Source organism: Stappia sp. BW2 (genome assembly GCF_008107695.1).
GTDB lineage: Bacteria > Pseudomonadota > Alphaproteobacteria > Rhizobiales > Stappiaceae > Roseibium.
This window is the reverse complement of record NZ_VIRG01000070.1, coordinates 1,801,494-1,826,680: the sequence shown is the minus strand read 5'-3', so window position 1 is coordinate 1,826,680 and position 25,187 is coordinate 1,801,494. Positions and strand designations below refer to the sequence as shown.

Below are 25,187 nucleotides of genomic sequence, written 5' to 3'. Positions count from 1 at the left end.
TTCGATAGAATATTGGGTGCTTTGGCGAAAATGCTCGGACCGTGTCCGGTCCGTAAGGGGTATACGATGGAACTGAACGTCGTTGACCTGTCTCGGCTGCAATTTGCCATGACAGCGCTCTACCACTTCCTGTTTGTGCCTTTGACCATCGGCTTGTCGATTCTGCTGGCAACCATGGAAACAGTCTATGTGATGACCGGCCGCGAGGTCTGGAAACGCATGGTCAAATTCTGGGGCACTCTTTTTGGAATCAACTTTGTCCTGGGTGTTGCCACAGGTCTGACCATGGAGTTCCAGTTCGGTATGAACTGGGCTTATTTCAGCCAGTATGTCGGCGACGTCTTCGGCGCGCCGCTGGCCATTGAAGGCCTGATGGCCTTTTTTCTGGAAGCTACCTTTGTCGGTCTGTTCTTCTTCGGCTGGGATCGACTCTCCAGACGCCAGCATCTGGCGGCCACCTGGGCCGTTGCAATTGGAACGAACTTGTCCGCGCTTTGGATTCTGATCGCCAATGGCTGGATGCAGCACCCCATCGGGGCGGCGTTCAACCCCGAAACCATGCGTATGGAAGTCAACAGTTTCTACGACGTGTTGTTCAATCCGGTGGCACAGGCCAAATTCGTTCATACGGTGTCCGCGGGTTATGTCACTGCGTCGATGTTCGTTCTCGGTATTTCCGCCTGGTACATGCTCAAAGGCCGCCATATCCCGATTGCCAAACGGTCCATGGCTATTGCCTCCGCCTTCGGTTTTGCATCGGCTCTTTCCGTTGTGGTTCTGGGCGATGAAAGCGGTTACGAAGCCAACCTGAACCAGAAGATGAAACTGGCGACAATCGAAGCCATGTGGGATACGGAGCCCGCGCCGGCCTCGTTCAACGTGGTTGCCTGGGCGGACATGGAAAAGCGTGAAAACGTTTTTGCCATCGAAGTGCCTTATGTGATGGGCCTGATTGCAACGCGCTCTCTCGACACGGTCATTCCGGGCATCAAGGATCTGGTGTCCCGAACCGAAGATCGCATTCGGCAGGGTGCCATCGCCTGGGACGCTCTGCAGAAGATTCGCAAGGATCCGGCCAATGTCAGTGCCGATGTCCGCGAGACCTTCCTGCAGAACGAAAACTCGCTCGGTTATGCCTATCTGCTGCTGCCGTTCACGGACAATCCGATGGAGGCGACAACCGAACAGGTGGATGCGGCTGCCTGGTCGACCGTTCCAGAAGTCATGCCGATGTTCTATGCCTTCCGGATCATGGTGGCGTGTGGCTTCTTCTTCATCCTGATAACCGCGATTTTCTTCTATTATTCCTCGTCCGGAAAGCTGGACATCCTGAGTGAAAAGCGCCGTTGGCTGTTGCACGTCGCGGTCTGGTCAATCCCGTTGCCGTGGATCGCCTGTGAAATGGGCTGGTTCGTGGCAGAATACGGCCGTCAGCCCTGGATCATCGAAAGCATGCTGCCGACATCCGTCGGCGTCTCGAACCTGAGCGTAACAGAAGTTCTGATGACGCTTGCCGGTTTCGTTGCGCTCTACAGCACGCTTCTGGTGATCGAGATCATGCTGATGTTCAAATACATCAAGATCGGTCCTGAAGACGGCGTGAACCCGGATGCAGCTCGCCCCGCATTCCGGCAGCCGGCTCCGACCGCAGCCTCAGTTCCAGCGGAGTAATCGAAAATGATCCTCTATGAAATGATCGACTACTCTGTCCTGAAGATGATCTGGTGGCTTCTGCTGGGTGTCCTTCTGATTGCCTTTGCGGTGATGGACGGATTTGACATGGGCGTCGGCGCGATGCTGCCCTTTGTTGCCGAGACGGATATCGAGCGCCGCGTCGTCATCAATACGATTGGCCCTACCTGGGAAGGAAACCAGGTCTGGTTCATCCTGGGGGGCGGGGCGATCTTCGCTGCCTGGCCACCGCTCTATGCCATCAGCTTTTCGGGATTCTATCTTGCGATGTTCGTGGTGCTGGCGGCGATGATCCTGCGGCCGGTCTCCTTCAAGTACCGGTCCAAGCGGCCAGACCCGTCCTGGCGGAATTCCTGGGACTGGGCGCTGTTTACAGGGTCGTTCGTGCCGGCGCTCGTCTTCGGTGTTGCCGTCGGCAATGTGCTGCTCGGCGTGCCGTTCTCGCTCGATAACGACCTGCGCATGACCTATGAAGGCTCGTTCTTCGGGCTGTTCTCGCCGTTCTCGCTACTGTGCGGGGTCTTGTCCGTAGCCATGCTGGTAACGCACGGCTCGGTCTGGCTGGTGATGCGGACCAACGGCGATATTGCCAAGCGCGCACGGCGGTTTGGAACCGTCGCGGCCGGTCTCAGCATCGCGCTGTTCGCCCTCGGCGGTTATCTGATTGCCAGCGGCTATGTGGAAGGCTTCCGCATCACGTCCGAAATCGATCCGAACATGGCAGCCAATCCGCTCGCGAAACAGGCGATTACGGAAGGCGGGGCATGGATGGCCAATTACACTGTCCACCCCATTCTCTGGCTCGCGCCCGGTCTCGGGTTCCTGGGACTGTTCGGAACCCTGGTGCTGTTGCAGACCCGTCTGGAAATGCCGATCTTCCTCTTTTCGAAGCTGGCGGTTTTCGGAATCATATCGACGGTCGGTGTCTCGATGTTCCCATTCATCCTGCCGTCCTCGATACAGCCTGGTGCCAGCCTGACGGTCTGGGATGCATCTTCCAGCCATCGAACACTGTTCAACATGCTGGTGGTGACACTCATCTTCCTGCCGATCATCCTTGTCTACACCGCTTGGGTCTACAAGGTCTTGTGGGGCAAGGTGGATGAAGAAACCATCGAACGCGACAACCACACCGCTTACTGAGGAGACTGCTTCATGTGGTATTTTGCCTGGGTCCTCGGAATGCCTCTGGCCTGTGCTATGGCGATTCTGAATGCGATGTGGCTGGAGCTGCGGTCGGAAGACGAACGTCGCCGCCTCGAAGGCCGCGACTAGGCGAGGCTTTTTTCCAAAGCATTGTCACGAAACGAAAAAAGCCCCGGATCGCTCCGGGGCTTTTTGCTGAGCTTGTGCCTGTTGGTTCAGGCGGCCTGCACTTTTGCAGCGCGCAGCTTTTCCAGGATGTTCTGCGGTGCAGAAACACCATAAGGGTCGCTCTCGCAGTTGTCGGAGAAGCCTTCTTCTTCGAACCACTGCTCGACAACGCCGTCGTTGACGACAGCGCCATAGCGCCAGGAGCGCATGCCGAAGCCGAGATTGTCCTTGGCAACCAGCATGCCCATCTTGCGGGTGAACTCGCCGGAACCATCCGGGATCACTTTGACATTCTCGACGCCTTGCGCTTTCGCCCAGGCATTCATCACGAAAGCATCGTTGACGGAGATGCAGTAGATGTCGTCGACGCCTTCAGCCTTGAACTCTTCGAACAGCTTTTCGAAATCCGGCAGCTGATAGGTGGAGCAGGTCGGAGTAAAGGCACCGGGAAGCGAAAACAGAACGACCTTCTTGCCTTTGAAATAGTCGTCGCTGGTCTTGTCTTCCCAACGGAACGGGTTCGGACCTTCGATGGATTCGTCGCGGACACGGGTGCGGAAGGTAACGAACGGAACTTTTTTGCCGAGCATCGCAAACTCCAGAAATTGAACGGTTGCAAACTGTCCAGAGCGCTAAAAACTGACCTTGCCCGAGGGAGGAGAACCGGGCAGGGCACGGACGCCCTGAAAGCGGATAAGGTTTTGGCCTAACGCATTTGTTGCGATGCCGCAATCCATTTTGCTCTGCAAAATCCAAGAACTTCGTGCGAAACAGCCCGCCGGGGCGATATGCCGCTTCGCACATGCGAACAACTGTCCGTTGAGGACCTTGGCGAGCAGGCGGAATTTTCCGTAATAAGCACCCAAATCATTGTATACACGCCCAATTTCGGTGTTTAAGTTCGGGCGTCCCCCCGGTTCGCTCTGGGCTTGGTGCGGGGCAAAGCCGGGGGCTCCACAGGGCCGGGTCGAGCATCCGTGCCCCGGGGCGAACATGACTTCCAGCGTCACGAGTGATGAATGCATAGGGTCTTTCGAGCGGTGCACATGCTTTGCATGGGATTGGCCGCGATTGTCTTTCTGGGCCAATTGGCTATGGTGCTGATGCGCTATCTGCTCGGCTTCGGGTTTCTGGAAATTCAGGACGCGGTCAATTATGCCTTCGCAGCTCTTGTCGCTCTTTCTGTCGCCGTTTCCTTCGATGCGGACAAGCACGTGCGTGTAGACGTCTTTCGCCAGAACTGGAGCGATCGCACGAATGGCCGCATCGACTGGCTTGGGTACCTCCTGCTGGCACTGCCGGTTTTCGGGCTCATGCTCTGGACGGCATTTCCGCTGGTCCGAAGCTCCTGGGCGATCCTGGAAGGTTCTCCTGAAACCGGCGGCCTGCCTGGCCTGTTTCTGGTAAAGACCTGTCTCGTCATCCTTCCGGCCCTTGTCGTCATCTTCATTCTTCAAAAGCTGTTTGGCGCGACCCGGCGGAACGATTCATGACAGCCGATATCATCTGGCTCATCATCCTGGCCCTGTCCGTATTCGCCTGCATTCTTTCCGGTGTGCCTGTGCTGCTGGCAATTGCCGGCGCCCCGACGCTTGTGGCGCTTGTCGCAGCCGCGACCGGGCACTTCGACCTTGTGTTCTTCCAGGCTGTTCCCCAGCGTGTCTATGGTGTGATGACCAATCCGCTGCTGCTGGCGGTGCCGTTGTTCGTGCTCATGGGGCTCCTGCTGGAAAAATCACGCCAGGCAGAGCGGATGTTGCAGAGCCTGACGGCTGCGATGGGCGGGCAGCAGTCTGCCCTGGCGCTTTCCGTCGTTCTGGTAAGTGCGCTCATTGCCGCCTCCACCGGCATCATCGGGGCAACCATCGTCATGCTTGGAACGATCACTCTGCCCGCGCTGCTGGCGGCCGGGGTCAACAAGCACATGAGCAGCGGTCTCATCTGCGCCAGCGGCACGCTCGGTCAGATCATTCCGCCATCCATCGTTCTGATCCTTCTGGGCGACCAGGTGTCCAATGCCTACTTCGAGGCGCAGCAGGAAGCCGGCAACTTCGCGCCGGACCCTGTCACGGTGGGCGATCTGTTCGCCGGGGCGTTGATCCCGGGTCTGCTTCTGGTTGCTCTCTATGCAGCCTACGTTCTGCTGCGCCTGCGCCGAAACACGCCGAAAGGGCAGGAGGGGCAAACCCGGTCAAGGCAGCCGCGCGTGCCGGGCCGTGAATTGGTCCGGAACATTGCCCCCACACTCGGGCTGATCGTGGCCGTGCTCGGCAGCATCCTGATAGGCATCGCAACACCCACGGAAGCCGCCAGCGTCGGCGTCGCCGGTGCCATCCTGATTGCTGCGGCCGCAGGCGACGGCAAGGCCGCCCGCATCGCCATGGCGTGTGCGGGCTTTGCCATCGTGCTGCTTGTCCTGCGCCGGCTCGGACTGTTCGGTCTGGAATTCGAAGGCGGGCGGATCAGCTGGACTGCGCTGACGATTGTCTCCGTTGCGATGACGGCAGCGGCGTTCGTCATGCTGGCCATCGCGGCAGCGTCTCTGATGCGGGAAGGCGTGCTTGTGCCCGCGCTGCGGGAAACAGTCACAATCACCGGGATGATCTTCGGCATCGTGATTGCCGCCAGCATCTTGTCGCTCGTCTTCCGCGGCTTCAATGGCGACGAGCATGTCGCCGAACTGCTGCATGCCTTGCCGGGTGGCGCCTACGGCATGTTGCTGCTGACCATGCTGGTCATCTTTCTGCTTGGGTTCATTCTCGAATTCGTCGAAATCATTTTCATCGTCGTTCCGATTGTCGGGCCGATCATCCTGCAGTCCGACATCAGCCCGGTCTGGTTCGCGGTTCTGATTGCGCTCAATCTGCAAACTTCGTTCTTGACGCCGCCATTCGGGTTTGCACTTTTCTATTTCCGGTCGGTCGCACCGGCGGATATCCGCACCTCTGACATCTATGTTTCGGTGATCCCGTTTGTCGCCATTCAGCTTGTGGCGCTCGGTCTGGTCGCTGCCTTTCCGGCCCTGGCGACCCAGTTGCCGGACGTCCTGTTTTGAACACCATGGGAGATTCAACAATGAAAAGACGTGATTTTCTGAAGGCAGGCGCCGTTGCCGCTCCGGCCAGCCTGCTGGCGGCCCCCGCAATTGCGCAGGGCAAGATCCATTGGAAACTGCCGACGTCCTTCCCGGCCAAGGCGCCGGGTGTCGGCACCAACGTGACTGCCTTTGCCAAACGCGTCGAGGCGATGTCCGACGGTCAGCTGACCTTCAAGGTTTATTCCAGCGGCGAACTTGTGCCGCCCTTCGGTGTCGAGGACGCCGTGGAGCAGGGCACCGCCGAAATCGGGCACTCGACGCCGTACTATGCCGCTTCGAAGAACTCGGCCCTGCATTTCTTTTCCGCCGTTCCCTTCGGCATGACCGCCGTGGAAACAACCGCCTGGCTGCGGTATGGCGGCGGTCAGGACCTGTGGGACAGCCTTTACGAAGAACGCGGCCTCAAGCCGTTCTACTCCGGCAGTTCTGGGGTTCAGGCTGCCGGCTGGTTCAAGAAGCCAGTTGAAAGCCTGAATGACCTGGCAGGCCTCAACATGCGCATCGCCGGCCTTGGCGGCGAAGCCATGCGCAAGCTTGGCGTCAACGCGGTTTTGCTGCCGCCTCCGGAAATCTTCCCAGCCTTCCAGTCCGGTGCCATTGATGCTGCCGAGTGGGTCGGTCCCATGCTGGACCAGGCGTTCGGTCTGCAGAAAGTCGCCAGCTATTGCTACGTTCCGGCCTTCCACGAACCCTCGGCAGCACTTGAAATCGTCGTCAACAAGGAAGCCTATGACAGCCTGCCGGCAAACCTTCAGGCAATCATCGCTTCTGCGGCGGAAGCTGCCTCGGTCGAGACCACAGCTCAGTTCGACTATTACAATGCAGTTGCGATGAAGAAGCTGAAGGAAGACGGCGTGACCTTTGCCAACTTCCCGGATGATGTTCTGGCCGCGTTGAAGAAGGCAGTTGCGGAAGTGATGGCGGAAAACGCTGCCGCCAATCCGAAGTTTGCCGAAGTGCAGAAGAGCTACGACGCGTTCCTGGATCTTGCCAAGGACTACGCCGCATTGGTCAAGGCGACAACCTTCACCCAGCGCATGTAAGCAGGCCTTGCCCCGCCGGCCGGCAAACCGCGCCGGCGGGGCTTCAGGTTTCAAGCTGCCGTTCGCGCAGCACGATGGCGATACCGCTGGCAATGATGATCGCCGCTCCGACGTAGGTCGCCATGTCGGGAATCTCGTCCCACAGTAGCCAGCCCAGCAAGGTCGCCCACAAGAGTGCGGTATAGTCGAAGGGCGCGACAACCGCTGCTGGAGCAAGACGGAAGGCCTGCGTAATCAACGTGATGCCAATCGTACCGAACAAGGCAACACCCAGGAACAGCCAGATGTCTTCAGCGTGTGGCTGCACCCAGACGAATGGCATCGCAAGTGCGCTGATGAGGGCACCGGCTCCGGTCAGGTAAAGCATCAAGGTCCACACACTCTCTCGCGGGTCTACAAACCGTGCGCTGAGCATCAGCATCGCATAGACGAAAGCCGTTGCGATGGGCAAAAGCGAAGCTGCCTGAAATGCGCCCGAACCCGGGCGGACGACCACCAGAACGCCAACAAATCCAACGAGCACTGCTGTCCATCGCCGCCAGCCAACTTGTTCGCGCAACACCAGTGCGGAAATCGCTGTCACGAAAACGGGCATGATGAAGACCAGTGCCGTCGCCTCGGCGAGGCCCATGAGGCTGAGGCCGGTGAAAAACAGTGTGGCGGCGCAAATCCACAGCGCGCCGCGCAGAAGGTGGGCCGCCGGACGGTGAGAAATCAGGGCGGTTCTACCACCCATTTTCAGTGCAATCAGAATGGCTATCGGCAGAGCGATGATGTTGCGCAGAAACAGGATCTGGATCGGGTTGTAGTCAGCGGTCAGTGTCTTGGCTATGGCGTCGTTGAGGCACAGGCACACAACGCCTGCGCACATCATTCCTATTCCTGCCGTTACCCGATTGCGGCTGCCGGTCATGGCCATTTCCATTCCACTGCCTCCCTTTTTGGCGCAGTGAAACACCGGGCAGGGCAGGGCAGCAAGGTGTGATTGAGAGGAATCCGGCCTGTTGGGATGCAGACAGAGATGTCCATATAAAAATGCATTTCCGCTACGTAATTTGTTTCGGTGTGTGCGTGTTTTGCAGTAAAAATCAATCTTCGATTGTTGATCGTTTACCCCTGCAATTTCCCGGAGTTCTCGTCCCATGGCATTGACGTCTCCCTATTTCCGCAATGTTCCGCAGTTGGAGGCAGCCGCAACCAACACCCCCTGGCTCAGCAGCGGATCCAGTGGGCACGGTGTGCATCTGGTTCAGTTCGGCTTGATAGACTTGGGATTTCCCATGCCAAAGTCCATCGGTGGAACAGGGCTCAGTCCTGATGGCATCTACGGCAATGAAACCGTGCAAAAGGTCAAGGAGTTCCAGCGTTCCACACATGGTGGGCCGCCTGTCAAGGACGATGGCGCCGTGGGTCGAAATACCATGACCAAGCTCGACCGGGCACTTCCGGTCTTCAAGCACAAGGTTCGTGTGCATATCTTCGTCGTGGTGACGCCGGACGCCCCGGTCTCGACAGCGGAAAGCACCGCCAGGGAACTCTACGGCCACTACGGCATCAACTTCGAGGTGACCTCCATCCAGTCTCTGGCTTTGACGGCCGCCGAAGAGACGGAGTTTTCCCAGCACGGTCTTTTGTTTGCCCGCATGAAGGAACTGGCAGAGGCACATACGTCTATCAGGGTGCTGCCGAACGAAATCATGGTGTTCTATATCCGCCGCTTCAATCCGGACAATGACCTGGCCCTTTCCAAGGCAAACCATACGGGCGCTGTCACGCGGATCAAGAAAAACGCGGATGCCAGTACTCTGGCCCATGAAGTCGCTCATAACCTCATCGACAGCCCTCGGGGAATAAGCGAGCATGTCGGGAACAAGCAGAACATCCTGGCGACGCTGCCCCGTACCACACCCTTTGTGCTGAGTTTCGAGCAAGTCGAGCAGATGCGGCGAAACATACGGTTGTTGCGGGCCTGATCTGGAAAAGCTGCGGTTCAAGGAACTGGTCAGCATCGCCTGCGAACCTGGCTTTGCGCACGCCCATCCGATTTTCCAACGACAGCGAGAGCCAAGACAGGCTTTCTTTCCAGCAAATACCGGCGATGCCGTCATCTCCTTGCCAGAACTCTGGCGTCGTTTGGAGACGGGTACCTGCGGCGCCGACGCTCTTGGCGCCACGCTGGCAGTCTTAACTGAGGTCGACGATCACGACGTTGAAATGACCCTTTCCGCAATCCGGAGCTTTTGAAAAGCGCGCAAATTTGCTATCTCGCGTCAACTTATCATGTTCGACATGAGATCTAACTCGGACAAAACCGTACGACAGTCGTCCCAGCCGGATGATGGATATCCGGTGTCAGTTCCGTGCAAATGAAGAAAAATGCAGAAGTATCAAGAGCATAAGTTTTCCGTCGCGCCGATGATGGAGTGGACAGATCGTCACTGCCGTGCGTTTCACCGGCAGCTGACACGGCATGCGCTGCTCTACACGGAGATGGTGACGACTGGCGCGGTGATCCATGGCGACCGGCAGCATCTTCTGGGTTTTTCCGATATCGAGCATCCGATCGCCTGTCAGCTTGGCGGATCGGATCCGAAGGATATGGCGGAAGCGGCGCGGATCGTTGCCGACTTCGGTTATGACGAGGTCAATATCAATGTTGGCTGCCCGTCCGACCGGGTTCAGTCTGGCCGCTTTGGTGCCTGCCTGATGGAAGAGCCGGCTTTGGTGGCCACATGTGTCGCGGCGATGAAGGCGGCCGTCGATATTCCCGTGACCGTGAAATGCCGGATCGGCGTGGACGAACAGGACACTGAAATGGCACTAGATGCCATGGCGGATGCCATTTTTGCCGCCGGAGCCGATGCCCTGTGGGTGCATGCGCGCAAGGCCTGGCTCAAAGGCCTTAGCCCGAAGGAAAACCGGGACATTCCGCCTCTCGACTATGAGCGGGTTCTGCGGCTGAAACAGCGGCTGCCGGACAGGTTCATTGGTCTCAATGGCGGACTGCAGACGCTGGATCAGGCGGAACCGTTTCTGGAAACGCTGGACGGGCTGATGTTCGGCCGCGCGGCCTATCACACTCCGCAGATCATGGGCGAGGTGGACCGGCGGCTTTATGGTGCCGCTGGGGCGGATATCTCGCCCTGGGACGCGGTCAAGGCACATATGCCTTATCTGGAAGGGCAACTGAGCAGGGGCGTGAAGCTGGCGCATATGACGCGGCACATGCTGGGCCTGTTCCATGGGCGTCCGGGTGCCCGGTCCTGGCGGCGCATTCTGACAGTGGAAGCGATCAAGCCCGGAGCTGGATTGGAAGTTGTCGAAAAGGCGCTGGCAGCGGTCAGCCCGACCGGCGCCGATCTGGCGGCTGCTGAATAGCACCCCTCCGAAAGTTTCAATCCGCTCAAGGCGTCATGATCAACTTGTCGCCCTCAATCCGCCAACTGCGAAGATGGTCGAGCGCCGTCATGCCGAAGAGGCTGGAATCGAGCGTGCCTTGACGGCCGACGAAACCCCGGATGTTGCGCAGCGTGTGATCGCCAATGGTGATCGTGTCGATTTTGACGGGGGCGACGAGGGCGCGACCATTTGCGGTTGAAACGGGCACGGAGAAGGTCAGATCCTGCGGACGGTATCCTGCCCGTATTGCGTCTTCATAGGTGAGGACAACGGCACTGGCTCCCGTATCGAGCAGAAACTCTGCGCGGGCACCGTTGATACGACCATCCAGCACAAAATGCCCGCCCGCATCCCGGACGATCAGGATGGTTCCATCCGGCTGGGTGACGGCGAGACCGGGGGCCAGCGCACCGAGAACCCGGTAACCGGCCTGAACCAGTTCCGCCTTGTAGACATAGCCGACAACAAGCAGAGCGCAGAAACCGCCCCAGAAGACAGTGCCGTGAAGGATCTCGCGTGCCTTCGGCTGGCCGAACAGGAAACTGGCCAGAAACACGAAGGCAAGAGCGGACAGCGCCACAATCCGGGGGCCACTGTCATCGAAATTGACATTTGCCGGGTCGGTCGGGTCGCCAAAAAAGGCATAGAATGCGGCAGCGGCCATCACCAGAACCAGAATGACGACCATCAATCCGCGGAAGCGTTTCGAGTTGTTCATCCGCGCTCTCCGGCCTCTGGATACTGCCTGGTCCGGTTTGGCAATTCCGCAAGGATCTGGCTGCGTTTGGCGTCGGAGTAGCCCGCCCAGGACGCGATTTCGTCCAGCGTGCGCAGGCAACCAGTGCACAGGCCTGATTTGGCGTCGATCTGGCAAATGTTGATGCAGGGTGACTTCATGAAGCGCATATGGCCGCAGATTATGGCGTTGCCAAGACTAGTTTGGGCGGAAAGCTGCGAAATGTGACAGCATCAATACCCGCCAGACGAATAGGTAAACGGTGCGGTGATGACCTTGATCGGCAAGGTGACGGCTGCCTGTGCCGTCGTGCCCACAAAGGATCCCAGATCGTCGCCGAGATTGGCGCCGCGCTGTCGGTCAGCACTGGAGCCAAGCGCCGAACTTCCGAGCGCCTTGCGCAACTCCGGCCTGAGTTGTGCCAGCTGCGCGAACTTCGAGTGGTTGGTGCTGTCCAGCGATTGCAGTTCGGTCACGTCGATAACGACCGCGCCGAGCTCTGCAAGCTCCTGGTCATTCGAATAAGCGCCAACACGTTCCTTGCCACCGGCAATGGCGCGCGAGATACGCAGAGCCTTGTCGTCCTGGGAAACGATAACCGTAAAAGGCCGGGGCTGTGGACCAAGCCGCTTGAGTTGAGCCTTGAAGAGGTCGATGTCGATGTCCGGTGCAGCCATTACGATGTCGTCGACATGTTCCGCGACCAGTCGGCGGTTCTCTGTCCGTGCCTGAACCGCGGTTTCCATCAACAGCCAGTTGCCCATGGAGTGGGCCAGGACGGTTATGTTGTCGGCCCGGGTCTTGGACAGTTCGACCAAAGTTTCTTCGAGCGCGCCACGCGCGATCGCGGCACTGTTGAGGTCATAGACATAGTCCCTCAGGTTGCCGCGTGAGGCCCAGGTAAACAGAACCGGCACACCCTCGAACTGACTGTCATTGACGAACTGGACGAAACGATAGAGCCCTTCCGCAAAACGCGTATTGTAGCCATGAATGAACAGGATGATGTTGCGTTTGCCGGGTGGCAAGGCGGCCAGCCTGGCATTGACCGATTTCCGGAAGGCAGCCTTGTCGGCGATATAGCTGGCTTTTCGCGCGACAAAATCAGTCTCGGGGTTTCCGGGCAGTCTGTCCGGCCATTCAATCTCGCCGGGTTTGTGATCAGGCGGTACGGAAATCGAAGCCTCGGCGTAATTGACCTCCGACGCGCGTTCACCGTTGAAATAGGTGTCCGGCCGCTCATCTCGTTTGCGGGTGGTGACGATCAGAATATCGCTCACCTTGGCACCGGCGGCGGGATCTTCGTTCAGAGCAAGGACGCCAACATCCGGCCGGCCGGAACAGGCGGACAAGACGGCAAGAACGATCAGCAGGACTGTCGACCGCAAACCCCACCCCTGGCGTTCCATTGAACTGCCCGATACCAACATGTCAGCCATTCCCGTGTCGCCCCGGCCTTGTGCCGGTAAATCTGTTTCTCAAGGCACCATAAGCATCCCGGTCAGAAAGCCAAGGCCGCTGAGCTGCTGAACTGCGCCTAAAACATCGCCCGTGGTTCCGCCAATTTTCGACTGGGCAAGCTGGCCGGTGCTATAGGCTGCCGCTAAGGCAATAAAAAGGGCTAGCAGCAGGGCGGGCAAGGAGAGCAACAGGACGGCCGGCAGCAGCAGGGGAAGCGTGACCAAAGCAGCCTGGAGCACCGTTTGGCGGGATGGCTTGCCGAAGCGCGCTCCGAGCCCGCCCGGTCTGGCAGAGGGCAGACACTGCCACTGCCAGACAAGCAGTGTCCGACTGAGAGCTTCGCCAGCAAGAAACAGCAGTGCCGCATCTGCCGGATCGAACTTTTGCCACAGCGCTGCAAGCAACGCGACGCGCAGCAGCACCGAGATCATCATGGCAAGGGCACCGAAGGCACCGATGCGGCTGTCCTTCATGATGTCGAGCCGTCTATCCCGTGTTGCTCCGCCAAAAAAGCCGTCGGCAACATCGCTTAGGCCGTCCTCATGAAGAGCGCCGGTGGTCGCGGCAAGGATGCCGGTTATAAGAATGGCGATGACCAGAAACGGCAGTTGTGAAAATCCGAGCGCAACGCCGACGCCGGCTGCAGGCAGCGCGATGACGGCACCCGCCAGAGGGGCTGCGCGAGCAATACGCAAAAAGTCTGGCGGAGCCAACGGATTGTCGAGTGCGTTCACGGATGGCAGTGAGAGACGGGAGAAGAATCGCACGCAGGCAGCGGTGTCCGCGACGAACTCCGTCAGCCCGTGTAGGGCGGACTGGCTTCGATCCCTTGTTTTCTTGGACCGCGATTTCACCTGTGAATCAGGCTCTTGGTCGGTTTCAGAGCTCATCAGGCCGGTCCCATGCTTGAGTTTTTGCCGGGCGAAGTTATAGAACAGCGGCAAAGCCAGACCAAGTGGCCGTTGAACGGCCGCGAACAACCGGAACCTAAAAAACATGTCCCTTTCCGAGACCGCGTTGCCTTTTGACGATATCCGCAATCTGGTGAAGTCCATGCCGGGGCCGGACGAGGATGCGCTTGCGAAGGTGAAAGCACGCGATGCGGAACTGACCAAACCTGCCGGTTCGCTCGGACGGCTTGAGGAAATCGCCGAATGGCTGGCGGCATGGTCCGGCAAGGCGCCGCCGAAGATCACACGCCCGATGGTCGGTATTTTCGCGACAGCCCACGGCGTTGCAGATGAAGGTGTGTCCGCCTTTCCAAGTGCGGTAAACCGACAGATGGTTGAGAACTTTGCGGCCGGTGGGGCTGCAATCAACCAGCTTTGCCGTTCCTATGATGTTGGCCTGAAGGTATTCGACCTGGCGGTTGACATGCCGACCCCCAGCATCACCCGGGAAGACGCCATGGACGAGGCCAACTGCGCTGCGACCATGGCTTACGGCATGGAAGCGCTCGCCGGAGGCATCGACCTCATCTGTCTCGGCGAAATGGGCATCGGCAACACCACCGTCGCCGCCGCGGTTATCAATGCGCTCTTCGGCGGCAAGGCCGAGGACTGGATCGGCCGCGGTACAGGTGTTGATGACGAGGGCCTCGCCCGCAAACGGGACGCCGTCGACAAAGCGGTTGCACGGTTGAACGGTGAGCGGGATCCGCTTGAAATCCTGCGCCGTATCGGCGGTCGCGAAATTGCAGCCATGACCGGCCTCATCATTGCCGCGCGCTTGCAGCGCGTTCCGGTGATTGTCGATGGTTTCGTCACGACGGCGGCGGCCGCTGTCGTCTATGCAATGGATCCGGCGGGTCTCGATCACTGCCTGTTCGCCCATGTTTCCGCGGAACAGGCGCATGGGAAGGTGCTGGACCATATGGGCAAGGAAGCGCTGCTTGATTTCGGCATGCGGCTGGGTGAGGGCTCCGGCGCCGTGCTTGCGGCCGGCATTGCCAAGGCGGCGGCCGAAATGCACTCCGGCATGGCGACCTTTGCCGATGCCGGCGTGTCTGAAAAGGACGACTGAGGCTTTGAAAGGCTTCGAACCGGCTGAAACGGCCCGACACTGCAGACGCGGGCTGGTTCAGGCAGACCGTGCTTTGCCCGAGGGATAACCGCTGTCCTTGTCGTTCGGATCCACCCAGATGACATCCGGCGAATAGTTCATGATCCGCGCCCTTGGCAGGGTCACGATCACTTCTGTGCCTTCGCCCGGTTTGGACGTTAGCGAGAACTTGCCGTCATGCATGTTGACAAGAGCCTGCACGATGGACAGGCCGAGACCCGTTCCCGGTTCCGCCGACTTGATGGCATGGGACCCCTGGCCAAAGGCTTCCAGAACGGTTGGAATTTCATCTTCTGGAATGCCAGGGCCTGAGTCCTTGACCGAAACATATTGGCCACCGTCTGAGGTCGGACCGACCTTGATCCAGACGTCGCCATTCACCGGTGTGAATTTCACGGCGTTGGACATCAGATTGAGCACGACCTGACGCAGGGCACGTTCGTCGGCCCACACGCGCGGCAGGTCCGGCTCGTGCGTGTGGTGCAGCGAGATGCTCTTTACGTTTGCCCGAACCTTCATCATGGTCCCGCATTCCTCGACAATGTCGTCCAGAAAGATCGGTTCCTCGTGCAATTCGTGCCGCCCGGCCTCGATGCGAGACAGGTCCAGAATTTCGTTGATCAGGTTGAGCAGATGCTGTCCGGAGCCGTGAATGTCCTCGGCGTAGGACTGGTAGTTCTTGTTGTGCATCTTGCCGAGCACTTCATCCTTCATGATTTCGGAAAACCCGAGGATGGCATTAAGCGGCGTCCGCAGTTCATGGCTCATCGTGGCCAGAAAACGGGACTTGGCAAGGTTTGCCGCTTCCGCGCGGCGGCGGGCTTCGTCCGACATCGCGTTCGCCGCTTCCAGTTCGACGATCAGGTGGTCCTTGTCGGCACGGTATTCCAACATCGTATTTGCATTTTTCAGAAGCTGGTTTCCCAGGATCAGGAAAAAGCCTTGCGCCCCGATCGCCATGGCGGCGAGCGTGTAATGGATCGGGTTTACCTGCTGCAGAAAGCTGACAGTGACGACCAGGGTCATGGGCAAGGTGCTGGCCAGCAGGCACTTCGGCAAAGTTGCCGACTGCATCGTATTCATGGCAACGACGATCAGCAGTGTCGCGAAATGAAAGATGACAAACCCGTCTGCGGATTCGCTTGTCTGCGGCAGCAGAAAAAAGCTGGCCCAGCTGCAGCCATAAATGAAATCGCCAAAGGCGAACCTGCGCCGCCAATAGATCCGGGCCTTCTGGTCGGGCTGTGCCTTCTCATAGGAATGGCTTGTGATCACCATCATGAAGTGGGTGCAAAGCGTGACCGCGAACCAGGCGCCGATGAAGAGGGGATTGATCCACAGCACGGATATGGCCGCAACGATCAACGCCAGCAGCGGCACCGCATAGGCTGCGTTGATGCGCGTGTCGGCAAACAGATGTTGGCGTTCGAGATCGAAAGTCGTGTACCTGTTGTCGGGCGCACCGAGTCGTGTGCGCACATCATTGACCGACCGCGCCATCTCCCGACGGCGCTTGGCGCGCTGTTCGTTGATGGTGACTTTTTCGTCGCCGGTATCTGATGCAACGGAGCCCATTTGCCGCCCAAGTTTTGATTTGGTTATCGCGCTACCGCGTGTTTATTCAACCTGACTCACCATTCCTTAAGATCGTCCTCAAGATCGTGGTAAGAGAAGTGTTAACCGGCTGTGCCAAGGTGCAACTCATTGTCAGAAAAGACGAATTCAGAAACGCTCGAGACACTTGCTGCTGACGTGCGCGCGTGTCGGATCTGTGTTGAGAAACCGGAAAAGTCCACCTTGCCGCATGAGCCCAGACCCGTGCTGCAAGTGTCTGGAACGGCAAGGCTTTGCGTGTGCGGACAAGCCCCTGGAACACGGGTTCACCAGAGCGGCAGGCCGTTTACCGATCCATCGGGTGACCGGTTGCGGAACTGGATGGGCATTGATGAGGAAATTTTCTACGACGCCGGTAAATTGGCGATCGTGCCGATGGGGTTCTGCTTCCCGGGACTGGACTCCAAAGGCGGAGATCTTCCGCCGCGCCCGGAATGCCGCAAGGCCTGGCATGACCGTTTGTTCGCCGCCATGCCGCAAATCGAACTGGTACTGGTCATCGGTCAATACGCCCAGGCCTATCATTTGGGCCCCAACCGGCAGAAATCCCTGACGGAGACAGTGTCGAACTGGCGCCAGCATTTCGACAAACGGGAAGCCGGTAAACCAGCCGTTTTGCCGCTTCCGCACCCATCGTGGCGCAACAATGCGTGGCTTCGGAAAAATCCCTGGTTTGAAACAGATCTGTTGCCGGTTCTAAGGGAAGAGGTGCAGCGCCTCACAGAGACGGCATAAATGCCAAAATTCGAAAATAATTCTCATTTCAGTGAGAATTGACATTTTCATTGAAACTCAGTTACGGGTTTTTATCTTCAACGAAAATGATTTCCCAACATAGTGCGGTCAGCGCGGTCGGGAATGTCTGTCGTTCCAGGCCGGATCTTGTAATCATGATTGATCGTATCGACCGTCGCATCCTGTCCATTCTTCAGGAAGACTGCACCGTGCCCGTGGCCGAAATTGGCCGCAGAGTGGGCCTGTCGACCACACCTTGCTGGCGGCGCATCCAGAAGATGGAAGAAGACGGGGTCATCACCGGCCGCGTTGCATTGCTGGATCCGGCAAAGGTCAACGCGAAGGTGACAGCCTTTGTCGCTATCACCACCAGCCAGCATTCCGAAGACTGGCTGAAGAAATTTGCCGATGTCATTCGAGAGTTTCCGGAAGTGGTCGAATTCTACCGGATGGCCGGGCAGGTGGACTATCTGTTGCGTGTCGCCGTCCCGGACATTGAGGCCTATGACGCGTTTTACAAGAAACTGATCGCCAGGATCGACATTTCCGATGTGTCGACGACCTTCGCAATGGAGCAGATCAAGAACACCACGGCCCTGCCACTCAGCTATGTGGCGCCGGAAAAACCTAAGCCCGACCGGGACAAGTGATCTGGCGGGCAACGGTATCCATTCCAACCAGTGAACTCTGCCGGTTCAGGTATCTGTCTTTGGCCAATAGGTGCCGATGCTCCAGATATTTCCTTCGGGATCCTGGCAGGTGAACTCCCGGCTGCCGTAGTCCCGCTCCGTCAGGCCTTCCAGGATCGTTGCTCCCGCTGCACTGGCACGGCTGAAGAGCGCGTCGGCATCCTCTACGGCCAGATAGATAGCCTTGCCGCACGGGCCGCTCGGATGGCCGATGGCCTTTGCAAAAGCATCGTCCCGGGCCTGACCGATCATGATCATGGCCGATCCGAACGCCAGTTCTGCATGAACGACCACGCCTTGGTCGTCTCTGAACACTTCGTGTTCGACGAACCCGAATGATTTGCCAAGCCAGGTGATCATCGCATTCGCATTTCCAAATCGGAAAACGGGGTAAACTCTGCTTGCTTCGTGAGACATGTCGTACCTCCTTTGATGAAAGGAGGTGATAGCGCGTCGCAATCTGGCTGGATTGAAGGTTTGTTACCTACCAGGCGCTGGCAGAGCCATTCAGGACCGACGCGTGCCAGGCTGCGGGTGACCTGCCGGAGAATTCGGAAAAATCCCGAATGAGATGCGCCTGATCCGCGTAGCCGCAGTCGACAGCCACACCGGCCCAATGGATGTCACCACCGCTTTTCAGATGTTTCAGTACCTGACCGAACCGAATGACCCGCGCGACAGTCTTGGGCCGAAGGCCAATGTCCTTTCGGAATTTTTGGGCCAGGTGTTTGCGGCTCCAGCCTATTTCAACCGCCAATGTGCGAACCGAAACTTGCCCACCGGTCTCGACAAGCCGGCGCAGAACGTGGTCGGCGGGTGTTGTCTGGACAGGGTTCTGACGCAAACGTCTGGCAACGGAGGCAAGGGCATGGTCGAGCCGCTCCGCCCAGCTTGTCATGTCTTCGATCTGCCGGACAAACACGGCAAGATCAGCTTCGGCAACATCGGCAAACGGCAGCATCTGGTCCGTCAGCAGGTCCATGGGAAACCGGAAAAAATGGCGCGCACCGATAGGTGTAAAATTGATCTGCAGGCATCTGGCACGGCCGTTGGACTGAATATAGACCGGCGCACAGCTGAGCCCGGCGAGGAAACTGGGAAGCCCATTTTCTGCGGTTGGAACCTGGCCAAGAGCGATTTCGAAGGGATCGCCGAAACTCAGGATAAGCGGAATGGTCAGCGATGCGGCTTCAACCTGCCTGTTCGTCTTCAGCTGCCGTTCTTCATAACCGATGATGTCGGTAAAAAGGCTGCGCAGGTCCGGTGGTGCGACACGGCGCCAGAACCCGGCATCAATGCCGGATGGAGCCGATGACGAAGGCGGTACTGGTGCCGGCGATTGCGAGGTTGTCATGATCCTTCCTGGTAAGGTCAGGATAGGATCAACTTCTGCCGCGGTCACCCATAATCAATCAGATTGGGTGGATGGCAGCTGATGGCGTGACTGAAACCTCGCAAATTCGGCGTCGGATGCGGGCTTTCCGGTAAAGATCTCGATATAATAGGGCATGCGCTGCAGCCTGGGGCCCAGCGGTTCGCTCGGTCGGTCCTTGACGATGGAGATGTAACCGATCTGCGTCAGATACATGGTGTTGGCTCTGACATCAGCAGACGCGTGTTCATAGCCGAAACGTTCGAACATTGCCGTAAACGCCTCGATGCGTACCCGGTCAGCCTCTTCCAGCATGGGTGTAAGGCTGGTGTCCGCATGTGCCCAGTTGCGCATGGCAAATTCCAGTCGAGAATCGAACAACTCCGGCAACAGCCACAAATCGAAGAGGTTCAGGATCGCTTCGGTAATGGTCTCCGCATAGTCCTCGGTCCGCTTCACCAGATTGCCGGTGTTTTTCGTTTGCCACAGGGTGATCAAGGCGTCGAGCAGGTCGTTCCGGTCTGAGAAATGACCATAGAAACTGGTGCGAGAAAGGCCGAGCCTGTCCGCAAGAGGCATCACCTTGACGGCATCGATGCCATGTTCGATCAGCGCCTGGTAGGCAGCTTCGATCCAGACCTCGCGTGTGCCTCGCCAGCCGGATGTTTTTTCGATCAATAGGTCGCTCATCAGCTTGCGATAACAAAGCTCAAGGCGTTCAACAATCAAAATTGACACCAACGTCGACAAAACCGACACATATGTCGCTTTCGTGTCTTTTCAAAAGCGTTCAGCGGGATTTAGTCTTGGCAAACCTGAGTGAATTCGCGATGCGATGGCGCGCCTGGAGAGGGAAGAGATGTCGAAAGATCCGTTGTTGCAGCCCTATCAGCTGAAGCATTTGACGCTGAAAAACCGGATCATGATCACATCGCATGAGCCTGCCTATCCCGAAGATGGCATGCCCAAGGATCGCTATAGGGCCTATCACGAGGTCCGGGCAAAGGCCGGTGTCGCGCTCACCATGACGGCAGGTTCCGCGGCGGTGGCGCGTAACTCTCCTCCTGTCTTCAATAACATCCTTGCCTACAAGGACGAGGTGGTGCCGTGGATCAAGAAGATGACGGACGCCTGTCACGAGCACGATTGTGCCGTGATGATCCAGCTGACCCATCTTGGCCGGCGTACGCACTGGAACAAGGGGGACTGGTTGCCTGCGGTTTCCTCCAGCCATCAACGCGAACCGGCGCACCGGGCCTTTCCCAAGCAGGTGGAAGACTGGGACATCACCCGCATCATCTCCGACTTCGCCGATGCCGCGGAGCGTATGAAGGCAGGTGGGATGGACGGAATCGAACTGGAGGCTTACGGCCACCTGCTGGACCAGTTCTGGTCGCCGATCACGAACACGCTGGATGGCCCCTATGGAGGGTCTCTCGAGAACCGTATGCGTCTTTCACTCGAGGTGATCGAGGCCATTCGGAAAAGGGTTGGTGACGACTTTATCCTGGGCATCCGTTTTACGGCGGACGAAACTCTGGAAGGCGGGATCACAGAGGACGAAGGGCTGGAAATTGCCCGGCGGCTGAAGGCAACCGGACATATCGATTTCCTGAATGTCATTCGCGGACATATCGAGACCGATGCGGGATTGACCGACGTGATTCCGGTTCAGGGGATGCGCAATGCTCCGCACCTGGATTTCGCCGGCCGCATCAAGAAGGAAATCGGCATGCCGACCTTCCATGCGTCCAAGATCCCCGATGTTGCAACGGCCCGACATGCCATCGCTGAAGGCCTGTTGGATATGGTTGGCATGACACGGGCTCATATGGCCGACCCGATGGTCGTCAGGAAAATTGCCGAGAAGCGGGAAGGGGATATTCGCCCCTGTGTGGGCGCTACCTACTGCCTCGACCGGATCTATCAGGCAGGTGATGCGCTGTGCATTCATAACCCGGCAACTGGCCGGGAACTGACCATGCCTCATGAGATCCCGCCTGCGGAGACAAAAAAGAAGGTGGTTGTCGTTGGGGCAGGACCGGCTGGCATGGAAGCTGCGCGCGTCGCGAGTGAGCGGGGGCACGATGTAACCGTGTTGGAGGCAGCTCCCCACGCCGGTGGTCAGATCCGGTTGACCGCGCAGTCCGAGCGCCGGCGTGAAATGATCTCGATTATCGACTGGCGCATGGATCAGTGCCTGGCAAAGGATGTGAAGTTCCGCTTCAACACTTTTGCTGAAGCAGATGATATCAAGGAAGAAAATCCGGATGTTGTAGTCATCGCTACTGGTGGCTTGCCGCACACGGACGTCCTGAGCGAAGGCAATGATCTTGTTGTCTCCTCGTGGGATATCATCGCCGGCGACGTCAAGCCTGGCAAACGCGTTCTCGTCTACGACGATGCTGGCGATCACCCTGCACTTCAGGCAGCCGAGGTCATTGCAAAGTCGGGTGCACATGTGGAGATCATGACGCCGGACAGATCCTTCGCACCCGATGTGATGGCCATGAACCTCGTGCCATATATGCGGTCTCTGCAGGACAAGGACGTCCGCTTCACCGTGACCTACCGTCTGAAAGCGGCAAAACGCTCCGGGAACATGATCACCGCTGTTGTCGGCACGGACTATTCAAGCCACACCGAAGAACGGGAATTCGACCAGATCGTTGTCAATCACGGAACGATACCGATGGACGAACTCTATTTCGAGCTGAAGCCGCTGTCGAAAAACCTTGGTGCCGTCCAGCAGGACGCCTTGATTTTCGGCCGCCCACAACCGCTTGATGCCAACCCGGAAGGCTCTTTCGCGCTCTATCGCATTGGGGATGCGGTCGCCGCACGAAACACTCACGCGGCGATCTACGATGCGTTACGTTTGGTCAAGGACATTTGATGGGATGCTGCACTGCACGCGTAAATTTTGGGCAGCGTCTTACACGGATAAGCAAATGACGCTTTTGCGCTATGGCGGCATGGGGGTGTGAGCCTAACCTGCCGGGCAAAGAAGGGCCGGGAGACTCGGCCGTAAGGGATGTTCACAATGTTCAGCGATGCAGAAATTCTGTCACTATTGATGAGCCGCCGTTCCGGGTATTCTTTGCCCCAGGCCTTTTACACCGATGCCGATGTCTACCAGGCGGACCTGAAGAATATCTGGCAGAAGGAGTGGATTTTCGCCATTCCATCGGCCGAATTGCCGAAATCCGGCAACTACGTCACGCTTCAGATCGGCGATTATTCCGTCATCATCGTGCGTGGTGCCGATGGTGTCATTCGCGCCTTCCACAATTCCTGCCGTCACCGGGGCAGCCGCATCTGTGCGGCCGCCAAGGGATCGGCTCCCAAGCTGGTCTGCCCCTACCACCAGTGGACCTATGAACTCGACGGCAAATTGCTTTGGGCGCGCGAGATGGGGCCGGACTTCAAGCCGGAAGACCACGGCCTGAAAACCGTGCATTGCATCAATGTCTCCGGAATGGTGTTTATCTGTCTCGCGGCGGTTGCTCCGGATATCGCGGAATTTGAAAAGCAGGCGGAACGCTATCTCGGCCCGCACGACCTTTCCAACCTCAAGATTGCCCATCAGTCGACCATCGTCGAGCAGGGCAACTGGAAGCTCGTGCTGGAAAACAACCGCGAGTGCTATCACTGCTCCGGATCGCACCCTTCGCTTTGCCGGACGTTCCCGGAAGATCCCAACCTCGTCGGGAGTGACGATTCCACCACGTCGAGCGTTGGCAAGGCCCATGTTGAACGCTGCGAAAGTGCGGGGCTCCCGTCCAGATACATGATCTCGCCGTCCGAACAGTGGCGTTTCGTGCGCATTCCGTTCCTTGGCGATGCGGTCAGCTATACCATGGACGGCAAGGCTGCTGTTTCCAGGAGGGTCGGATCTGTACCGTTCGACAATGCCGGCACCTGCCTGTTCTTCCACTACCCGAACACCTGGAACCACTTCCTGTCCGATCAGGTGCTGACGTTTCGTGTTCTGCCGATAAGCCCCATGGAATCCGAAGTGACAACCACCTGGCTGGTGCACAAGGATGCTCAGGAAGGCGTCGACTACGACCTCAAGCGTCTGAGTGAAGTGTGGATGCACACAAACGACGAGGACCGTCAGATCGTTGAAGAAAACCAGATTGGCATCAAATCGCCGGCCTATGAACCGGGGCCGTATTCTCCGGTACAGGAAAGCGGCGTCATCCAGTTCGTCGACTGGTATGCCCGAACTCTGGAAAACGGCCTGATGGGTCGTTTCCGTATCGCAGCGGAGTAGACCCATGATCCCGATGCCCGGACGCGATACGCCAGTCTGGTCCGACACTGAAGTTCTGGAATGCGTCAACGTTTTGCCGGAAACGCCAGGGGTGAAGACTTTCACCTTCCGTCCGCCTTCGGGTGCAACCTTCCTCTATCGGGCTGGTCAGTTCATCACGCTTGACCTGCCGGTGCCTGGCGGAAACATCCAGCGGACCTATACGATTTCCTCTTCGCCTGTAAGCAACGCCTACATATCGGTGACGGTAAAGGCTCAGAAGGACAGTATCGGCACGAAGTGGATGCTGGAAAACCTCAAGCCCGGTATACGCATCAAGGCTTATGGTCCAGCTGGCCTGTTCCATCTGCCGCGCAATCCGGACAGCAAGTATCTGTTCATCTCCGCCGGTACCGGTGTCACGCCCATGATGTCCATGGCGACGACGTTGTTCGAGCGCGGCGAGGACCCGGATGTCTGTTTTATCCAGTGTGCAAATCGGCCCGTCGATCTGATTTTCCGCAAGCGGCTTGAATATATGGCAAGCCGCGTCAACGGCCTTCAACTGCATTTCGTCGTCTCCGACAGCGATCCCTATGATGTCTGGACCGGATACCGCGGACACTTCAACCAGTTGATGCTGGGCCTGATGTGCAACGACTATCTGGAACGCGAGGTCTATTGCTGCGGCCCGGAAAGCTTCATGGAATCCGTGCGCGAAATCCTGAATTCGCTCGGCTTCAACATGGAAAACTATTTCCAGGAGAGTTTCCAGGCACCGGCAGAAACCAAGGAGGAACTCACCGAGTTTGATGACGTCGTGCCTCAGGACGACGTTAAGGCCCAGATCGTTTTCGCCAACTCCAAGGTGTCTACCTGGTGTTCGGAAACCGATACGGTGCTGGCGGTTGCCAAGGATGCCGGGCTCAATATCCCCTCAGGTTGCACGTTCGGTGTCTGCGGCACCTGCAAGGTGAAGAAGCTTTCCGGGGATGTTCATATGGTCCACTCCGGTGGCATCAGCGAAGAGGATATCGAGGCCGGTTACATTCTGGCGTGCTGCTCAAATCCGATCGGAACCGTCGAGGTCGACATCTGACGCAGTGGTAGTCGAGGAAATATTCAAAAATTGCGATGTATCAATGGCGCGGGCACGAAGAGCAGAGTATTCTGCTCTTCATATTCGGGAGGACGTCGCATGTTTGATCATTTCAGGAAGCCACTTCAGGTGGCAATCGCCTTTGCCGGTATCGCAGCTTTCGGCACGATGGCCGCCAGTGCCCAGTCCATGCCGGAGGGTGTTACCGCCTATCAGGTTTCGGCAGCCTTTGACGACGTGCGTTTCGATCTTGAAAATGCCATCGTCAACCACGGCCTGGTCATCGATTATGTCTCACACATCGGCGACATGCTGGATCGAACTTCGGAAGATGTCGGCGGCAAAAAGCAGATCTTCGTCAAGGCCGAGTCCATGCTGTTCTGCTCGGCAAATCTGTCCCGCAAGGTGATGGAAGCCAATGCTGCCAACATCGCCTATTGTCCCTATTCGGTGTTCGTTTTCGAGACCCCGGATCAACCCGGTACGGTAACCGTCGGATACCGTCACCTGGGCGAGACAGGCTCGGAAGCCTCGCAGGCTGCCATCAAGGAAGTGAATGCCTTGCTGGATGCCATCGCAAAGGAAGCGACTGGTCAGTAGAGAATGCGGTGAAGGAC

The 25,187-nt window shown here is 58.0% G+C and carries 25 protein-coding genes; 15 read left to right on the top strand and 10 right to left on the bottom strand.

Annotated features, from left to right (window positions below; translation table 11 throughout):
• The first annotated feature begins 66 nt into the window (after positions 1 to 66).
• From FMN63_RS27305 to cydX, 3 genes are read left to right on the top strand one after another with little or no spacing between them, the layout of a single operon-like run.
• On the top strand, positions 67 to 1,671 hold the full coding sequence (locus tag FMN63_RS27305) for a cytochrome ubiquinol oxidase subunit I (protein WP_148587202.1): 1,605 nt from the start codon (positions 67 to 69) through the stop codon (positions 1,669 to 1,671).
• Between the two features lie 6 nt (positions 1,672 to 1,677).
• A complete protein-coding gene (gene cydB, locus FMN63_RS27300; RefSeq protein ID WP_148587201.1) occupies positions 1,678 to 2,835 on the top strand; it encodes a cytochrome d ubiquinol oxidase subunit II in 1,158 nt (385 codons plus the stop codon).
• A 12-nt stretch (positions 2,836 to 2,847) separates the two neighbouring features.
• Positions 2,848 to 2,967, top strand: coding sequence for a cytochrome bd-I oxidase subunit CydX (gene cydX / locus FMN63_RS27295; RefSeq protein WP_148587200.1), 120 nt, complete (start codon positions 2,848 to 2,850; stop codon positions 2,965 to 2,967).
• An 86-nt stretch (positions 2,968 to 3,053) separates the two neighbouring features.
• Here the strand turns inward: cydX and FMN63_RS27290 are convergent, their stop codons facing one another.
• Positions 3,054 to 3,596 carry a peroxiredoxin gene (locus FMN63_RS27290; RefSeq protein ID WP_148587199.1) on the bottom strand — a complete coding sequence of 181 codons (543 nt, stop codon included), beginning with the start codon at positions 3,594 to 3,596 and terminating at the stop codon, positions 3,054 to 3,056.
• Positions 3,597 to 4,025: 429 nt separating this feature from the next.
• On the opposite strand from FMN63_RS27290, the gene FMN63_RS27285 reads away from it, so the two are divergent.
• From FMN63_RS27285 to FMN63_RS27275, 3 genes are read left to right on the top strand one after another with little or no spacing between them, the layout of a single operon-like run.
• Complete coding sequence (locus FMN63_RS27285) at positions 4,026 to 4,499, top strand: TRAP transporter small permease subunit (protein WP_209001340.1); 474 nt, start codon at positions 4,026 to 4,028, stop codon at positions 4,497 to 4,499.
• Positions 4,496 to 6,061, top strand: a complete 1,566-nt coding sequence (locus FMN63_RS27280; protein ID WP_148587198.1) for a TRAP transporter large permease — start codon at positions 4,496 to 4,498, stop codon at positions 6,059 to 6,061. The genes FMN63_RS27285 and FMN63_RS27280 overlap by 4 nt, the downstream gene beginning before the upstream one ends.
• A gap of 20 nt (positions 6,062 to 6,081) precedes the next feature.
• Complete coding sequence (locus tag FMN63_RS27275) at positions 6,082 to 7,146, top strand: TRAP transporter substrate-binding protein (RefSeq protein WP_148587197.1); 1,065 nt, start codon at positions 6,082 to 6,084, stop codon at positions 7,144 to 7,146.
• Positions 7,147 to 7,189: 43 nt separating this feature from the next.
• On the opposite strand, the gene FMN63_RS27270 is transcribed toward FMN63_RS27275, so the two are convergent.
• The gene (locus tag FMN63_RS27270; RefSeq protein WP_148587196.1) at positions 7,190 to 8,071 is read right to left on the bottom strand and encodes a DMT family transporter; all 882 of its coding nucleotides are present in this window, start codon (positions 8,069 to 8,071) and stop codon (positions 7,190 to 7,192) included.
• A gap of 217 nt (positions 8,072 to 8,288) precedes the next feature.
• Here FMN63_RS27270 and FMN63_RS27265 point away from each other — a divergent pair, with 217 nt between their 5' ends.
• Both FMN63_RS27265 and dusA read left to right on the top strand, forming a co-directional pair.
• Positions 8,289 to 9,119, top strand: a complete 831-nt coding sequence (locus FMN63_RS27265; protein ID WP_148587195.1) for a peptidoglycan-binding domain-containing protein — start codon at positions 8,289 to 8,291, stop codon at positions 9,117 to 9,119.
• A 403-nt stretch (positions 9,120 to 9,522) separates the two neighbouring features.
• Positions 9,523 to 10,524, top strand: coding sequence for a tRNA dihydrouridine(20/20a) synthase DusA (gene dusA / locus FMN63_RS27260; RefSeq protein WP_148587194.1), 1,002 nt, complete (start codon positions 9,523 to 9,525; stop codon positions 10,522 to 10,524).
• A 25-nt stretch (positions 10,525 to 10,549) separates the two neighbouring features.
• On the opposite strand, the gene FMN63_RS27255 is transcribed toward dusA, so the two are convergent.
• The 4 genes from FMN63_RS27255 to FMN63_RS27240 all read right to left on the bottom strand — a co-directional run bounded on the left by FMN63_RS27255 (position 10,550) and on the right by FMN63_RS27240 (position 13,740).
• Entirely contained in the window at positions 10,550 to 11,263 is a 714-nt protein-coding gene (locus FMN63_RS27255) for a retropepsin-like aspartic protease family protein (RefSeq protein ID WP_148587193.1), read from the bottom strand.
• The gene (locus tag FMN63_RS27250) at positions 11,260 to 11,442 is read right to left on the bottom strand and encodes a DUF1289 domain-containing protein (protein WP_162530123.1); all 183 of its coding nucleotides are present in this window, start codon (positions 11,440 to 11,442) and stop codon (positions 11,260 to 11,262) included. The genes FMN63_RS27255 and FMN63_RS27250 overlap by 4 nt, the downstream gene beginning before the upstream one ends.
• 72 nt (positions 11,443 to 11,514) lie before the next feature.
• A complete protein-coding gene (locus tag FMN63_RS27245) occupies positions 11,515 to 12,720 on the bottom strand; it encodes an alpha/beta hydrolase (RefSeq protein ID WP_209001339.1) in 1,206 nt (401 codons plus the stop codon).
• A 39-nt stretch (positions 12,721 to 12,759) separates the two neighbouring features.
• Positions 12,760 to 13,740, bottom strand: coding sequence for an adenosylcobinamide-GDP ribazoletransferase (locus FMN63_RS27240; protein ID WP_209001338.1), 981 nt, complete (start codon positions 13,738 to 13,740; stop codon positions 12,760 to 12,762).
• On the opposite strand from FMN63_RS27240, the gene cobT reads away from it, so the two are divergent.
• Positions 13,739 to 14,764 carry a nicotinate-nucleotide--dimethylbenzimidazole phosphoribosyltransferase gene (gene cobT, locus FMN63_RS27235; protein WP_148587191.1) on the top strand — a complete coding sequence of 342 codons (1,026 nt, stop codon included), beginning with the start codon at positions 13,739 to 13,741 and terminating at the stop codon, positions 14,762 to 14,764. The genes FMN63_RS27240 and cobT overlap by 2 nt on opposite strands.
• A 57-nt stretch (positions 14,765 to 14,821) precedes the next feature.
• Here the strand turns inward: cobT and FMN63_RS27230 are convergent, their stop codons facing one another.
• Positions 14,822 to 16,378, bottom strand: coding sequence for a sensor histidine kinase (locus FMN63_RS27230; RefSeq protein ID WP_148587190.1), 1,557 nt, complete (start codon positions 16,376 to 16,378; stop codon positions 14,822 to 14,824).
• Positions 16,379 to 16,507: 129 nt separating this feature from the next.
• Here FMN63_RS27230 and FMN63_RS27225 point away from each other — a divergent pair, with 129 nt between their 5' ends.
• Both FMN63_RS27225 and FMN63_RS27220 read left to right on the top strand, forming a co-directional pair.
• Positions 16,508 to 17,152 (top strand): uracil-DNA glycosylase family protein, encoded by a 645-nt coding sequence (locus tag FMN63_RS27225; RefSeq protein WP_148587189.1) that lies wholly within the window; start codon positions 16,508 to 16,510, stop codon positions 17,150 to 17,152.
• Between the two features lie 158 nt (positions 17,153 to 17,310).
• Entirely contained in the window at positions 17,311 to 17,802 is a 492-nt protein-coding gene (locus FMN63_RS27220) for an Lrp/AsnC family transcriptional regulator (protein ID WP_209001415.1), read from the top strand.
• Between the two features lie 45 nt (positions 17,803 to 17,847).
• On the opposite strand, the gene FMN63_RS27215 is transcribed toward FMN63_RS27220, so the two are convergent.
• The 3 genes from FMN63_RS27215 to FMN63_RS27205 form a co-directional block, all read right to left on the bottom strand.
• A complete protein-coding gene (locus FMN63_RS27215) occupies positions 17,848 to 18,258 on the bottom strand; it encodes a VOC family protein (RefSeq protein WP_148587187.1) in 411 nt (136 codons plus the stop codon).
• Between the two features lie 67 nt (positions 18,259 to 18,325).
• The gene (locus tag FMN63_RS27210) at positions 18,326 to 19,195 is read right to left on the bottom strand and encodes a helix-turn-helix domain-containing protein (protein ID WP_148587186.1); all 870 of its coding nucleotides are present in this window, start codon (positions 19,193 to 19,195) and stop codon (positions 18,326 to 18,328) included.
• Positions 19,196 to 19,249: 54 nt separating this feature from the next.
• Entirely contained in the window at positions 19,250 to 19,903 is a 654-nt protein-coding gene (locus FMN63_RS27205; RefSeq protein WP_148587185.1) for a TetR/AcrR family transcriptional regulator, read from the bottom strand.
• 169 nt (positions 19,904 to 20,072) lie between these two features.
• Between FMN63_RS27205 and FMN63_RS27200 the strand changes: the two genes are divergently transcribed.
• From FMN63_RS27200 to FMN63_RS27185, 4 genes are all read left to right on the top strand, one after another.
• Positions 20,073 to 22,109 (top strand): NADH:flavin oxidoreductase, encoded by a 2,037-nt coding sequence (locus tag FMN63_RS27200; protein ID WP_148587184.1) that lies wholly within the window; start codon positions 20,073 to 20,075, stop codon positions 22,107 to 22,109.
• A 147-nt stretch (positions 22,110 to 22,256) separates the two neighbouring features.
• A complete protein-coding gene (locus tag FMN63_RS27195; protein ID WP_148587183.1) occupies positions 22,257 to 23,492 on the top strand; it encodes an aromatic ring-hydroxylating oxygenase subunit alpha in 1,236 nt (411 codons plus the stop codon).
• Positions 23,493 to 23,496: 4 nt separating this feature from the next.
• Entirely contained in the window at positions 23,497 to 24,570 is a 1,074-nt protein-coding gene (locus FMN63_RS27190; protein ID WP_148587182.1) for an FAD-binding oxidoreductase, read from the top strand.
• A 99-nt stretch (positions 24,571 to 24,669) separates the two neighbouring features.
• Positions 24,670 to 25,170: a DUF302 domain-containing protein gene (locus FMN63_RS27185; RefSeq protein WP_148587181.1), complete on the top strand. Its 501-nt coding sequence runs from the start codon at positions 24,670 to 24,672 to the stop codon at positions 25,168 to 25,170.
• The last annotated feature ends 17 nt before the right edge of the window (positions 25,171 to 25,187 follow it).

Excerpts from the sequence above, each read along its gene's own strand:
- FMN63_RS27305 (WP_148587202.1), top strand. The coding sequence starts at position 67 with ATGGAACTGAACGTCGTTGACCTGTCTCGGCTGCAATTTGCCATGACA.
- cydB (WP_148587201.1), top strand. The coding sequence starts at position 1,678 with ATGATCCTCTATGAAATGATCGACTACTCTGTCCTGAAGATGATCTGG.
- cydX (WP_148587200.1), top strand. The coding sequence starts at position 2,848 with ATGTGGTATTTTGCCTGGGTCCTCGGAATGCCTCTGGCCTGTGCTATG.
- FMN63_RS27290 (WP_148587199.1), bottom strand. The coding sequence starts at position 3,596 with ATGCTCGGCAAAAAAGTTCCGTTCGTTACCTTCCGCACCCGTGTCCGC.
- FMN63_RS27285 (WP_209001340.1), top strand. The coding sequence starts at position 4,026 with ATGCATAGGGTCTTTCGAGCGGTGCACATGCTTTGCATGGGATTGGCC.
- FMN63_RS27280 (WP_148587198.1), top strand. The coding sequence starts at position 4,496 with ATGACAGCCGATATCATCTGGCTCATCATCCTGGCCCTGTCCGTATTC.
- FMN63_RS27275 (WP_148587197.1), top strand. The coding sequence starts at position 6,082 with ATGAAAAGACGTGATTTTCTGAAGGCAGGCGCCGTTGCCGCTCCGGCC.
- FMN63_RS27270 (WP_148587196.1), bottom strand. The coding sequence starts at position 8,071 with ATGGAAATGGCCATGACCGGCAGCCGCAATCGGGTAACGGCAGGAATA.
- FMN63_RS27265 (WP_148587195.1), top strand. The coding sequence starts at position 8,289 with ATGGCATTGACGTCTCCCTATTTCCGCAATGTTCCGCAGTTGGAGGCA.
- dusA (WP_148587194.1), top strand. The coding sequence starts at position 9,523 with ATGCAGAAGTATCAAGAGCATAAGTTTTCCGTCGCGCCGATGATGGAG.
- FMN63_RS27255 (WP_148587193.1), bottom strand. The coding sequence starts at position 11,263 with ATGAACAACTCGAAACGCTTCCGCGGATTGATGGTCGTCATTCTGGTT.
- FMN63_RS27250 (WP_162530123.1), bottom strand. The coding sequence starts at position 11,442 with ATGAAGTCACCCTGCATCAACATTTGCCAGATCGACGCCAAATCAGGC.
- FMN63_RS27245 (WP_209001339.1), bottom strand. The coding sequence starts at position 12,720 with ATGGCTGACATGTTGGTATCGGGCAGTTCAATGGAACGCCAGGGGTGG.
- cobT (WP_148587191.1), top strand. The coding sequence starts at position 13,739 with ATGTCCCTTTCCGAGACCGCGTTGCCTTTTGACGATATCCGCAATCTG.
- FMN63_RS27240 (WP_209001338.1), bottom strand. The coding sequence starts at position 13,740 with ATGTTTTTTAGGTTCCGGTTGTTCGCGGCCGTTCAACGGCCACTTGGT.
- FMN63_RS27230 (WP_148587190.1), bottom strand. The coding sequence starts at position 16,378 with ATGGGCTCCGTTGCATCAGATACCGGCGACGAAAAAGTCACCATCAAC.
- FMN63_RS27215 (WP_148587187.1), bottom strand. The coding sequence starts at position 18,258 with ATGTCTCACGAAGCAAGCAGAGTTTACCCCGTTTTCCGATTTGGAAAT.
- FMN63_RS27210 (WP_148587186.1), bottom strand. The coding sequence starts at position 19,195 with ATGACAACCTCGCAATCGCCGGCACCAGTACCGCCTTCGTCATCGGCT.
- FMN63_RS27205 (WP_148587185.1), bottom strand. The coding sequence starts at position 19,903 with ATGAGCGACCTATTGATCGAAAAAACATCCGGCTGGCGAGGCACACGC.
- FMN63_RS27200 (WP_148587184.1), top strand. The coding sequence starts at position 20,073 with ATGTCGAAAGATCCGTTGTTGCAGCCCTATCAGCTGAAGCATTTGACG.
- FMN63_RS27195 (WP_148587183.1), top strand. The coding sequence starts at position 22,257 with ATGTTCAGCGATGCAGAAATTCTGTCACTATTGATGAGCCGCCGTTCC.
- FMN63_RS27190 (WP_148587182.1), top strand. The coding sequence starts at position 23,497 with ATGATCCCGATGCCCGGACGCGATACGCCAGTCTGGTCCGACACTGAA.
- FMN63_RS27185 (WP_148587181.1), top strand. The coding sequence starts at position 24,670 with ATGTTTGATCATTTCAGGAAGCCACTTCAGGTGGCAATCGCCTTTGCC.